This window comes from Devosia sp. Micro-HW1 (assembly GCF_056341075.1).
Window position 1 is genome coordinate 187083 of record NZ_CP094375.1, and the last position, 12521, is coordinate 199603.

8 protein-coding genes are annotated in these 12521 nt (G+C 63.2%); 6 read left to right on the forward strand and 2 right to left on the reverse strand.

From position 1 onward, the window contains the following. Positions 1–123 precede the first annotated feature (123 nt). Positions 124–2562 (forward strand): glycoside hydrolase family 2 protein, encoded by a 2439-nt coding sequence (locus tag MQW79_RS00845; RefSeq protein WP_476586259.1) that lies wholly within the window; start codon positions 124–126, stop codon positions 2560–2562. Between the two features lie 2 nt (positions 2563–2564). On the opposite strand, the gene MQW79_RS00850 is transcribed toward MQW79_RS00845, so the two are convergent. Beyond that, positions 2565–3464 carry an N-acetylmuramic acid 6-phosphate etherase gene (locus MQW79_RS00850; RefSeq protein WP_476586260.1) on the reverse strand — a complete coding sequence of 300 codons (900 nt, stop codon included), beginning with the start codon at positions 3462–3464 and terminating at the stop codon, positions 2565–2567. Positions 3465–3692: 228 nt separating this feature from the next. Between MQW79_RS00850 and MQW79_RS00855 the strand changes: the two genes are divergently transcribed. The 3 genes from MQW79_RS00855 to nagA are packed head-to-tail and all read left to right on the forward strand — an operon-like array spanning position 3693 to position 6663. Continuing rightward, the gene (locus MQW79_RS00855) at positions 3693–4478 is read left to right on the forward strand and encodes a GntR family transcriptional regulator (protein WP_476586261.1); all 786 of its coding nucleotides are present in this window, start codon (positions 3693–3695) and stop codon (positions 4476–4478) included. Next, positions 4475–5503 carry an SIS domain-containing protein gene (locus MQW79_RS00860; RefSeq protein ID WP_476586262.1) on the forward strand — a complete coding sequence of 343 codons (1029 nt, stop codon included), beginning with the start codon at positions 4475–4477 and terminating at the stop codon, positions 5501–5503. Before MQW79_RS00855 ends, MQW79_RS00860 begins: the two co-directional genes overlap by 4 nt. After that, the gene (gene nagA / locus MQW79_RS00865; RefSeq protein WP_476586263.1) at positions 5500–6663 is read left to right on the forward strand and encodes an N-acetylglucosamine-6-phosphate deacetylase; all 1164 of its coding nucleotides are present in this window, start codon (positions 5500–5502) and stop codon (positions 6661–6663) included. Before MQW79_RS00860 ends, nagA begins: the two co-directional genes overlap by 4 nt. A 7-nt stretch (positions 6664–6670) precedes the next feature. Here the strand turns inward: nagA and MQW79_RS00870 are convergent, their stop codons facing one another. After that, positions 6671–7411 (reverse strand): SDR family oxidoreductase, encoded by a 741-nt coding sequence (locus tag MQW79_RS00870; protein ID WP_476586264.1) that lies wholly within the window; start codon positions 7409–7411, stop codon positions 6671–6673. A gap of 402 nt (positions 7412–7813) precedes the next feature. Here MQW79_RS00870 and MQW79_RS00875 point away from each other — a divergent pair, with 402 nt between their 5' ends. Continuing rightward, on the forward strand, positions 7814–9139 hold the full coding sequence (locus tag MQW79_RS00875) for a hypothetical protein (protein WP_476586265.1): 1326 nt from the start codon (positions 7814–7816) through the stop codon (positions 9137–9139). Between the two features lie 229 nt (positions 9140–9368). Next, positions 9369–12521 (forward strand): OmpA family protein, encoded by a 3153-nt coding sequence (locus MQW79_RS00880; RefSeq protein WP_476586266.1) that lies wholly within the window; start codon positions 9369–9371, stop codon positions 12519–12521.

The following is a 12521-nucleotide window of genomic DNA, read 5'->3' on the forward strand; positions in this document are numbered from 1 at the left end:
GCGAAGCGAAGCCGCCAGGCCCCGGCCTCTGGCCGGGGCCTTTTGTTGGGGCAGGGTGGATGTCCATCTGGAATTTCCACGTCAGTCATGTATGGAAGCGCCTGTATCGATTTCGAGGCTTCCATGCAGCGCCAGACCCGCACCATTCACTCCGGCTGGACCCTGACCTGTCTCGGCGGTCCCGGCGCCCGCCCCGGCCTTCCGAAGGCCATTCCCGCCACCGTGCCGGGCACGGTGCACACTGATCTTCTCGCGGCTGGCCTCATCCCCGATCCCTATCTCGATCTCAATGAAATCACCGTCGACTGGGTCGGTCGCTGCGACTGGCGCTACGAAACCCGCTTCGACTGGCAGGACGACGGGGCCGAACAAGTCGATCTGGTTTTTGCCGGTCTCGATACCTTCGCCGCCATCATCCTTAACGGCGTCGAGATCGGCCAGACGGCCAATATGAACCGCACCTACCGGTTCGCCATCCGTGACCACTTGCGGACAGGCGAGAACCACCTTGTCATCACCTTCGAAAGCGCCTGGAAGCGCGGCGCGGCGCTCGAAAAGCAATACGACCCGCGCCCCAATAATTATCCCGGCCCGGCCAATCTGATGCGCAAGATGGCCTGCAATTTTGGTTGGGACTGGGGGCCGACGCTGGTCACTGCAGGCCTCTGGCAGGGTGTCACGCTCGAAAGCTGGTCCGGCGCGCGCCTCGCCCGCATCCGCCCCGAAGTCACCCTCGAAGGCGCCGATGGTCTGGTGCGCCTCAATGCCGATCTGGCCGGCAATCCCGAACGCCTCTCCCTGCGCGTCTCGGTAGCTGGCGTAACCGAGACGGCACCGGTTCCGGGCGCTGCCGCGACCCTCGACCTGCGCCTAAAGTCCCCGCAGCTCTGGTGGCCCCACAACCTCGGCAACCAGCCGCTCTATGCGCTCGATGTCGAGCTGCTCTCCGGTGGGGCGGTCATCGATCGCTGGACGCGCGACATCGGCTTTCGCTCCATCCGTCTCGATACATCAGAGGACGAACATGGCTCGACCTTCACGCTGATCGTCAATGACGCCCCTGTCTACGTCTGCGGCGCCAACTGGATTCCCGACGATTGCTTCCTGCCGCGCGTCACGCCCGAACGCTATGCGGCGCGGATCGAACAGGCGAAAGACGCCAACATCAATCTGCTGCGTGTCTGGGGCGGCGGCATCTACGAAACCGACGGCTTCTACGAGGAATGCGACCGCCAGGGCATGCTGGTCTGGCAGGATTTTCTGTTCGCCTGCGCCGCCTATCCCGAAGAGGGCGATCTGCCCGCCGAAATCGAAGCCGAGGCCCGCGACAACATCGTTCGCCTCATGCCGCACCCGTCTCTGGTGCTGTGGAACGGCAACAACGAGAATATCTGGGGCTGGTTCGATTGGGGCTGGCAGGGCGTGCTGGAAGGCCGGACCTGGGGGCAGGGCTACTACCTCGATCTCCTGCCGCGCCTCGTGGCCGAGCTTGATCCAACGCGCCCCTATTGGGCCGGCTCGCCCTATTCGGGCAGCATGGATATCCACCCCAATGATCCCGCCCATGGCTGCACGCATCTCTGGGACGTCTGGAATGACATCGGCTACGAACACTATGCCGATAGCGTGCCGCGCTTCTGCTCCGAGTTCGGCTGGCAGGCCCCGCCCACCTGGGCGACGCTGACCGAGTCAGTTCACGACAACCCGCTCACCCCGACCTCGCCGGGCGTCTGGCATCACCAGAAGGCAACCATCGGCAACGACAAGCTGTTGCGTGGCCTCAAGGGTCACCTGCCGGTGCCGGAGACCATGGATGATTGGCACTTTGTCACCCAGGTCAACCAGGCCCGCGCCATCGCCTTCGGCATCGCCCACATGCGCAGCCATCGCCCGCGCAACATGGGCGCCATAGTCTGGCAGCTCAACGATTGCTGGCCCGTCACCTCGTGGGCAGCCGTCGATGGATATGGGCGCAAAAAGCCGCTCTGGTATGCGTTGCGCAACGTCTTCGCGACGCATTTCCTCACCATCCAGCCGCGCGATGGCGTTCTGTCGGTAATTGCCGTCAACGAACGGACACTGTTTTGGCGCGGTCCGGTGACCGTGAAGCGGATGCGCTTCGATGGGACGGTCCTGGCCGAATGGACCCATTGGCGGCTCTGCGCTGATCGCCTGTCGGCCGCAGGTCTCGCAATCCCGACGGACGTCGCGACATCAGGCGACCGCAGGAATGAGTTTCTCGTCGCCACTATGCACGACAGCATGGCCATGCACTTTTTTGGCGAGGACATCGATCTCGATCTCCCCGCCCCGCAGGCCGACTACACCCTCGAGCGCACAGGCCCTGCCGAGTGGGAACTTGCTGTAACCGCCAGGTCACTGCTCAAGGATCTCTGCATCTTCGTAGATCGCCTGCATCCGGATGCTGTCATCAGCGATATGCTGGTGACCCTGCTGCCCGGTCAGACCCGCACTTTCCAGATTTCAGGCGCACCTGATCTGGACCTCGCGAACCTCACCTCCGCGCCAGTCCTGCGCACGGCCAACGATCTTTTCCACTGAGGTCAGGCCTTGTTCAATTCGGCCAGGGCTGGCCGCAAATGTCCCTCGTGACGCAACAGCATTGTCTCTGCTTCTGCCAGGGTCTGCGCCCCCGCGGCGAGCAGGACGGCCGCTTTTACTGCGCCGTTGCTGGCCTTGAGGGCGGCTTCGGCGCGCGCCGCGTCGACGCCCGCTGCAGTCTCGATGATGCCGCGTGCTCGCCCGCGTAGTTTGTCATTGTCCGCCACGACATTGACCATCATCCCGTCATGCACGTGGCCAAGGCGGATGGCCATCAGGGTGGAGAGCATGTTGAGCGCGATCTTTTGTGCCGTACCCGCACCCATGCGCGTCGAGCCGGCAATCACCTCCGGCGGGGTCCTGAGGCAGATGCCCACATCGACACGTCCGAGGATCGTGGCGCCGTCATTGTTGGCAATGCCGATGGTGCGCGCGCCGGCGCGCCTTGCCGCATCCACTGCCGCCAGCGGGTAGGGTGTGTGGCCACTGGCCGTGACGCCAATGAGGCAATCCCTCGCATCGAGCGCCAGGGCCTCCACTGCCTGTCTGGCCGCGTCGCCGTCATCCTCGGGGCCGCCCTTCATGTCGACCAGCGCCTCGTCGCCGCCCGCCAGCAGCACGACAATGCGATCGCGTGCAATGCCGTAGGTGCCGGGGAGTTCGAGCGCATCGGCCAGGGCCATCAACCCGGAACTGCCGGCCGCGGCGTAGACCAGCCGGCCACCGTCGCGCATGGTCTGTGCCGCCAGTTCAGCACCATCGGCGATTGCTGGAGCCGCAGCACCCACGCTGTCGGCCGCAGCGGATTGGCCGGCGGCCAGCAGCGCCAGGATGTCGGCATCGCTGTTCAGTTCCAGCCCTGCGGCCTGGGCGTGGCGCCCTTCGGTCTGCTTGCCTTGCATGCGCTCCTCCTGCCGCGGCACTAATGCCAAAAAAATACCACTTCATGCATCGAGTCTGCCAAGAGATAATTTGCATGTTACAAAAGCACAATATCCACAGCGGGATGCGGTACAGCTGCACCTGCCCCAGAGAGGGGCTTGGTAAATGGTATTTTATTGGTATTATGCGAGTAGCGGTTTATCGGACCATGCCTGCCAGCCCGATCAGCGGGTGGCCGAGGAGGACGTTTGACGGAACAGTCCAGAAACATCTTTGGCGACGATCCGGTCGTGCTGCCGGTTGGCGGTCCGCTCTACCTCCTCAAACGCTGGGTAGAAGATGCCATAATAAAGCATGGGCATATCAACCCCGGAGATGCCTTGCCTTCCGAGCGTGACCTGGCGCAGCGCGCCGATGTCTCGCGCGTTACGGTCCGCAAGGCGGTGCAGCAGCTGGTCAATGAAGGGGTGCTGGTGCAGCGCCATGGGTCGGGCACATTCGTGGCGCCCGAGACCCAGCGCGTCGAGCAATCGCTCTCCCAGCTTACTTCCTTCACCGAAGACATGGCCCGTCGCGGCATGGCCGTGCGCGCCGAATGGCTGGAGCGGGGGCTTTACCTGCCATCGCCCGAAGAAACCATCATCCTGGGCCTCAGTGCCGGCGAGCGCGTGGCGCGCATTTCGCGCCTGCGCCTCACTGGCGACATGCCTCTGGCCATCGAGCGCGCCAGTCTCTCGGCCACGGTGCTGCCGGATCCGATGTCCATAAAGGATTCACTCTACAAGCACCTGGAACAGACCGGCACACGGCCGGTCCGCGCCATTCAGCGCATTCGCGCCGCCAATATATCCGAGGACGACGCGCATCTGCTGCAGGTCCCGATCGGTTCGGCGGGCCTGCATATCGAACGCATTTCCTATCTGTCGACGGGCCGCGTTATCGAGTTCACCCGCTCCATCTATCGGGGCGACACTTATGACTTTGTCGCCGAACTGCGTCTCGGCGATGCCAGCAATGGAGCCCGCCAGCCATGACCGAACAGACCTTCATGCGCCAGGAAGTGAACCAGATCCCGGAGATTGTTGCCGGTTTCCTGTCTGCCTCGGCCAGCACCCTTGACGCCGCTGCTGCACGCTTGCGCGAGCTCGATCCCGCCCTGGTCGTTACCGTCGCTCGCGGTTCCTCCGATCACGCCTCGGCCTATCTGAAATACGCCATCGAGCTGACCATGGGCGTGCCCGTGGCCTCGGTCGGTCCATCCATCGCCTCGATCTATGGGCGCGATCTCAAGCTGGGCAAGGCCGCCGCGATTGCCATTTCGCAGTCGGGCAAGAGCCCCGACATCGTCGGCATGGCCCATTCCGCCCGCCGGTCCGGCGCCACCACCATTGCCATCACCAACACCGCCGGTTCGCCATTGGCCGAAGCGAGCGACTTCACCATCGACCTGCATGCCGGCCTCGAGAAAAGTGTCGCGGCGACCAAGACTTACGTTACCTCGGTGGTTGCCGGTCTGGCCCTGCTGGCGCGCTGGAGCGGCGACGCGGAAATCACGCGTGCCGTCAACGCGCTGCCCGAAAGTCTGGCCCGCGCTGTGGCATGCGACTGGTCGGAGATGATCGGCGCGCTTGATGGCCACAATGCCCTCTATGTGCTGGGTCGCGGTCCCGGCTTCGCGATCGCCAATGAGGCGGCTCTGAAGTTCAAGGAAACCTGCAATATCCAGGCCGAATCCTACAGCGCTGCAGAGGTGATGCATGGCCCCGTGGCCATTGTCACGCCGGGCTATCCGGTGCTTGGCCTGGCCGCCCGCGATGCCGCCGAGGCCTCCGTAGCCGATATGGCCCACAAGCTGGCCGGGCAGGGGGCTCTTGCCTTCCTCACCAGTGATCTCCCGGGTGCTGCCAAGGCACTGCCCTTTGCGGCGACCGGCCACCCGATCACCGATCCGCTGGCGCTGATCGTTTCCTTCTATGGCTTCGTCGAGGCGCTCTCGCGGCATCGCGGCCTCAATCCCGACGTGCCGCCGGCCCTCAAGAAGGTGACCGAAACGGTATGAGCGATCTCGTTGCAGTTTCCGGTGCCCGCATTTTCGATGGCGATGAGTGGCATGATGATGCCGCGCTGCTGATCGAGTTCGGTTATGTCGCCGGCATCGTTTCCCTTGCCGATATTCCGGCGGGGGCGGAGCGCGTTGAACTCGGGGGCGGCCTGCTCGTTCCTGGTTTCGTCGATCTCCAGGTCAATGGCGGTGGCGGCATTCTGTTCAACAATGCCCCGACGCTCGCCTCCATCCGCACCATCTGCGCGGCCCATGCCCGGTTCGGCACCACGGCGCTTCTGCCCACGTTGATTACCGACACCGCCGAAATCAACGACAAGGCCATTGCGGCCGGCATCGCCGCTGAGGCCGAGCGGGTGCCTGGCTTTATCGGCCTGCATCTCGAAGGCCCGCACCTGGCCCTGTCGCGAAAAGGCACGCACGATCCGGCGCTGATCCGCCCCATGGACGAGGCCGACCTGGCGCGTCTCACCGCCGCGGCCCGGGCGCTACCCAACCTTCTGTGCACCGTCGCCGCCGAAACCGTGCTCCCGGCACAGATCGCTGCACTTGTCGAGGCCGGCGCCGTGGTCAGCATCGGTCATTCCGACGCGACCTATGACCAGGCCAATGCCGCGTTCGATGCGGGCGCCAGCATGGCCACGCATCTGTTCAACGCCATGAGCCAGATGGGCAATCGCGAGCCGGGCGTCGTCGGTGCCGTGCTCGACCGCCCCGAAGTCACAGCCGGCCTGATCGCCGATGGCATCCACGTCCATGCCGTATCCATGGATGTAGCCCTCCGCGCCAAGCGCGCTCCGGGAAATATCTTCCTGGTCACCGACGCCATGTCGCAGACCGGTACCGACCTGACCAGCTTTGAGCTCAATGGGCGGACGATTACCCGCGCCAATGGAGCCCTTCGTCTCGCCGACGGCACGCTGGCAGGCGCCGACCTCGACATGATCGATGCGGTCAATTTCATGATCGACACCGTCGGCCTTGCCCCCGGCGAAGCCTTCCGCATGGCCTCGCTCTATCCGGCGCTGGCCATCGGTCAGGCGGAAACCCTGGGCCACCTGCATCCAGCCGCCGAGGCGAGTTTCGTGCATCTTTCCGACGACCGAAAGGTCCAGTCGACCTGGATTTCCGGCGACAAGGTGTGGGCGCGGGCCTGACCCGCTCTCAACCGCGCCCGATATAGGGCATGGTTGTCGCCATGACCGTCATGAACTGGACATTGGCGCTGAGCGGCAGCCCGGCCATGTAGCGGACGGCGTCCACCACATGGGCAACGTCGAATGTCGGCTCAGGCAACATTTCGCCATTGGCCTGCAGCGAGCCCGCATTCATGTGGCTGGTCATGTCGGTCGCCGCATTGCCGATATCGATTTGGCCGCAGGCGATGTTGAAGGGTCTTCCATCGAGCGAGATCGCCTTGGTAAGGCCCGTAATCGCGTGCTTGCTGGTCGTGTAGCTCGCCGCGTGCGGGCGCGGAACATAGGCAGAAATCGAGCCATTGTTGATGATGCGCCCGCCTTGCGGGCTCTGCTCCCGCATCAGCCGGAAGGCCTCGCGCGCCACATAGAAGGCGCCGTTGAGATTGGTGTCGATCATTTCACGCCAGGTGGCCGTGTCGAGATCACCGAACACCCGCGCGGGGGCGAACCGGCCGGCATTGTTGAACACCAGGTCGATCCGCCCGAAGCGCGACCGGATCGAGTGGAACAGCCGCTCGACCGATTCCGGATCGGTCACGTCGCAGACCTCCCCCGGTATGCCCATGTCCTTGCTGATCGCCTCGATCAGGTCGCCACGCCGGCCGCAGATCAATACCTGCCAACCATCTGCCGACAGGCCCTTCGCGACAGCAAGGCCGATGCCGGATGTTCCACCTGTAACGAGCGCAATCGGTCCGCCTGCCATAGTTCTCTCCACATTTGCACCACGGCAGCGCCGCGATTTTGGCAAAGCCTATAACGGTTCGCCGCCGTCTGCCAAAGCTTCGTTGGGGCCCGCGAAGCGTGCCGCAAAGGCTTCCGATTGCGCGAATTTTAACGATTTCTTCAGCGGACTTAACAGTCCGTTTCAGTCTGTGTGCTGAATCTGCAACAACCGCTACGCAACCAGATTGTGTCAGCCCCAAAACCCGCTTGTCGCGATTGCGTCGGAATTTTGCATGCGTAGAGTGGGTCTTGCGAATCCATGCATGGGATCGTTTGTCGGTCGCAACGCGACGGCAACACACTGCACCACGAATAGTGTGGTCGCGTTTCGACAAACCGCTGGGCAACCAGCACCTAAATGACTGACTTTGGAGGTCAAATAATGAAACTCAAGAGCCTTATTCTCGGTTCTGTTGCTGCCGCTGGTCTCTCGACCGCTGGCTACGCTGCCGATCTGGGTGTCCTCACCTCGCTCGACGTTTGCGATGCCCTCGGCATCTCCGGCCTGACCATCTCGTCCTCGGACAACTGCCTGCAGATCTCGGGCAAGGTCACCTATGAGTTCAACTACGGCGACTACAACGGCACCGCTTGGGCTGTGAACACCAATCAGGGCAAGTCGATTGGTATTCTGAACAACGACGGCACCCACCCGGCCACCCAGGACTGGTCGTCGGACGTTGACTCGTGGCTGAAGTTTGTTGGTACCGCTTCGAGCGACTTCGGTCCCGCTTCGGCCACCATCAAGCTGAAGAACGAAAGCAAGTCTGTTGTTGCGAACGAAATCGTGACCACGACCGCTTCGAACACCGTTGAAATCGACGAAGCTTTCGTCTCCATCGGCGACACCACCACCATCATGGCTGGTAAGAAGGGCTCGATCGCCAACGTTGGCGACGATGAGCCGCTGAACTGGCTCGGCCTGTTCAACTCGGAAGCCATCGACAAGGGCGTTGGTTCGCTCTACGGCGGCAAGGCCGACGGCCATGCCATCCAGATCGTTTCCGACCTCGGCAACGGCGTGAAGGTCAAGGCTGGCCTCGAAGCTCTCGACGCTCGCGATGCTCTGCCGGCGACCACTGCTTCGAACGCTGGTAACCTCATCGGCGTGATCGAATACGCTGGCGAAGGCATCAAGGCTCACCTGACTGCTGGCGCCAACGGCATCCTCGACGGCGACGTCAATGCCTGGTGGCTGCATGCCGGCTTCGACGGCACCTTCGACAACTTCCGCGTTGTCGGTGCTGGTGCTTACGGCGCCAACGCTGCTGGCGACAACTCCTGGAACGTTCTGGCTTCGGCTTCGGCCAAGTTCGACATGTTCACCCTCGCTCTGTCGGGTGAAGCTCTGGGCGGTACGAACCTTGCCTCGCAGGCTGGCTTCGGCGGTTCCGTCGGCGCAACCGTCACCGAAGGCGTGACCATCAACCTCGGCGCTCGTTGGTTCGATGAGAACACCTCGACCACCAACACCGAGACCTACCAGGTTGCTGCTGAACTGGCTTACGCCGTCAGCGAAACCATCACCGTCAAGGGTGAAGTTGGTTACTTCCACACCACCGAACTCGTTGCTGAGCCGCATGACATCTACGGCAAGGCCTCGCTCGAATGGAAGCCGGGTGGTGGTTTCGAATCGACCCTCGCTGCTCAGGCCCACTCGACCGGTGCCTACAAGGTCACCTTCAAGGCCGCCAAGGAATTCAAGTAATCCTTGGATTACGCCTGAATTCGGAAAGGCCCGCTTCGGCGGGCCTTTCTTTTTGTCGCCATTGATCGTGGGCGCGATTGCAGGTGGCGTTCCGCGGACCGGGTGAGGTCGCGCATCGTGACTGACATCGAGTTGATGTTGGTATCCCCCGCCATGTGCGGGTTTTTCTTTGTCCTTCCCCCCAAATCATCTACCGTTCCAAAAGTTGCGGTTTTCCAATGGATTCGGGATGATCAGGGACCTCCTCAAGTGGGTGGCGCCAGGCGTTGTGACAATTCTGGGCGGGACGGTTGCGGCGCTGGCCATGGCGACGCCCGGCATGCTCGATACACTATCTGCCGAGGGCAGGGCGGCTCTCAAATCGTCCGGGTCGGATTGGGCGCAATTCACGCTCGACGGCAGGCATTTGCGCCTGACGGGAACCACGTCGTCGGATGCCCAGCGCGACATGGCGATTGCCGCCCTTGCGGACATTCCGGGTGTAGCCGGTGTCGATGAAACAGTGACCATCGCCCCGCTCGCCAATCCATTCCGCATTAATGTTAATGTTGAGGATGGTGCCGTAAGTCTCTTTGGTAGCGTACCAAATGAGGCGGTGCGTCGGGAGCTTGCCTCCATTGATGGGCTGGCATCTGTCGATCTGGAAGTTCGATCCGGACAGCCGAATGAGCAGTCATGGCGCGCGGGCGTGGAATTCGCCCTGGCCCAGGTCTCCGAAGTCGATAGCGGCTATTTTGAGCTGTCCGGCCTCACCCTGAACGCGGTCGGACGAGCGCGCTCGGAAAAGGCGCTTGGGCAGCTGCAGATGGCGCTTTCCCGAATGCCGGACGGCATTTCCAGGGGCGACATCGATGTCGAGCCTGTACGGGTGACGCCCTATACCTGGCGCGCCGAGTTTGACGGCACCCGGATTGCCATTTCGGGCCATGTTCCCGCTGAACAGGTCGCGGATCGCTTGCGATTGGCCGACGTGTCCGGACTGCCGATCGCTACCGGGCTTTCACTGGCCTCCGGGGCTCCAGAGGGATTTGCCGAGCACACCAGGCTCCTGGTCGAGCAGCTTGCCCTGCTCGAAAGCGGTGAGGCGGAAATCGTCGATGGCGTCAGCCGGCTCACCGGAGTGCCCCCAAGCATTGAAGTTGCACAGGCCGTCACCGAGGCCGTTTCTGGTACGAATTCGATCGTCGAGCTGTCCGCGCCGCGCGTGGGCGACTACTGGATCAGTATCAACCGCCAGGCCGGTGGTACGCTCGTTTTTGATGGCTTCGTACCCGATGAGGCGACGCGCGAAGATCTGGCTGGCGTCGCCAATGCCGATGTCAGCTTTCTCAAGTTCGGTGCCGGCGCCCCCGAAGGATACCATCGCGGTGTCGATTTCGCCCTTGAGTTGTTGGGCCATCTCGCGGAAGGGCGCGTGGCTCTTTCGGGCTCGACGCTCTCGGTTTCAGGCATTGCCGATACGCCCACGGACTATCGTGCATTGCTTGACATGCTGGACTCTGGTCTCCCTCAGGGACTGACACTGGCCGATAGCAGCGTCGAGGCTCCTCGCGCGGCGAGCTACAGTTTTGCGATACGCCGCGACGCCGGGGGCGACGTGGTTCTGAACGGCATGCTGCCCAGCCGGGACGCAGAGGACGCGCTCCTGGCCCGGGCCGGAAGCAATGCGCGTTCCAGCGTGACCTATGCCTCGGGCGAGGCGCCCGAGTTCCTGGCTTCCGCCGAGCAGGCATTCGCCTTCCTGCCATGGTTGCGCAGTGGCACCATCAGCTTCGATGGTGCGGGTTGGACCGTGTCTGGTGAGCCTGTCTCTGCCATCGACAAGGGCTCCATCGAAACCGAGTTCGCAATCCGCGGCTTGGCTCAGGCCGGCTGGACGCTGGCCCTTTCCGAGCCGGCCGAGTCTCCTGGCTTTGCCGATCCCTATCTCTGGTCAGCCGAACGCCTTCCTGATGGCAGTTTTCTGTTTGCCGGCAACGTTCCTGCCGAATCGCTGAAGTCCTGGCTCCAGGTGCATGTCGATGCGCGGGTCGCCGATACGAGCCGAGTCTCTCACGGTGCGCCGGAGGGCTTTGCCGACAAGGCGCGCCTGGCCGTCGACACGCTGATGGGCCTTGAAGCGGGCAGGGTGGCTTTTGACGGTTCCGACTGGACCCTCATTGGCTCCGCCGTCGATGGTGCGCAAAAAGATGCAGCCCTCACATTGGCCGCTGCGCTCGGCGTGACAGATGGCGATGGCGTGACCGTGCCCGAACTGGCGCCTGCTGCTCCCTATATCTGGGCGGCCAGCAAGTCGGACGAAGGGGTGACGCTCTCCGGTGCGGTCCCCACTGAGTCTCTCCAGCGTTTCCTTGTCGTTCGAGCCGGGGCCGAGGTTGTCGACAGGACCGAATTGCGCGCTGACGCGCCGGAGGGTTTCTCTTCGGATGTGTTGCAGGCTCTCGACGTGCTGGCACTGATGGAACAGGGTGATGTGGGCTTTGATGGAGAACAGTGGTCCGCGTCGGGTGTTTCGCTCGCTCCCGATGCTCACGCGGCCGCCACCGCCTTGCTCGGAACGGCCTCGCCACGCTGGACCTTGGCCCTTATCGATCCTGCGATGGAACCAGCCCCAGCTGAGCGAGCGCCGGTGCCTGACGCCGCAACGTCGGTAGCGGCCGCGTCGCCGAGTTACACTTTCGCTGCGAAGCGTACGTCCGATGGTGCCGTTACCCTTCGTGGTCAGGTGCCGGCTGCGGCAACTGCGCAGTATCTGGCGACCATAACCGGTGGGGATGCCAGTGCCTTGTCCATCGCGCCCAATGCGCCTGATGGCTTTGCCGCTGCCGCTCAGGCCGGGGTCCGGGCCTTGCTGCAACTCGGGCGAGGAGAGCTCAGCTTTGCCGATGGGGCGTGGCGACTTTCTGGCGAGGCGCTGAACGCCGACGATCAGCAGTCAATCAAAGCGCAGATCGCCACATTGGGTGAAGACTGGGCGGCGGAGCTGTCCGCGCCTTCGGGGCTCGCCCAGTGCCAGGCCCGCCTGGCAGAGCTTTCAGCCCACAATGCCATCCTGTTCCAGTCCGGCGCAGCCATCATTGCGGCGGGGGCGGCGGCTGAACTCGATGCCTTTGCGCAGGCGCTCCTGCTGTGCCCCGACGCCATTGTCGATGTCGAGGGACATACCGACAGCGACGGTGACGACCAGTTGAACCTGGCTTTGTCGGTGGCGCGTGCGGAAGCGGTAGTCGATGCGCTGGTCGAGCGCAACGTTTCGCCGTCACGCCTCTATGCCGTTGGCTATGGCGAATCCGCTCCAGTTGCCGACAATGCGACGGCGGAAGGCAAACGGGCCAACCGGCGCATTGTGGTAACGGTGCGTGCGCCGGAGGGGCAGAACTAG

Excerpts from the sequence above, each read along its gene's own strand:
- MQW79_RS00845 (WP_476586259.1), top strand. The coding sequence starts at position 124 with ATGCAGCGCCAGACCCGCACCATTCACTCCGGCTGGACCCTGACCTGT.
- nagA (WP_476586263.1), top strand. The coding sequence starts at position 5,500 with ATGAGCGATCTCGTTGCAGTTTCCGGTGCCCGCATTTTCGATGGCGAT.
- MQW79_RS00860 (WP_476586262.1), top strand. The coding sequence starts at position 4,475 with ATGACCGAACAGACCTTCATGCGCCAGGAAGTGAACCAGATCCCGGAG.
- MQW79_RS00880 (WP_476586266.1), top strand. The coding sequence starts at position 9,369 with ATGATCAGGGACCTCCTCAAGTGGGTGGCGCCAGGCGTTGTGACAATT.
- MQW79_RS00850 (WP_476586260.1), bottom strand. The coding sequence starts at position 3,464 with ATGCAAGGCAAGCAGACCGAAGGGCGCCACGCCCAGGCCGCAGGGCTG.
- MQW79_RS00870 (WP_476586264.1), bottom strand. The coding sequence starts at position 7,411 with ATGGCAGGCGGACCGATTGCGCTCGTTACAGGTGGAACATCCGGCATC.
- MQW79_RS00875 (WP_476586265.1), top strand. The coding sequence starts at position 7,814 with ATGAAACTCAAGAGCCTTATTCTCGGTTCTGTTGCTGCCGCTGGTCTC.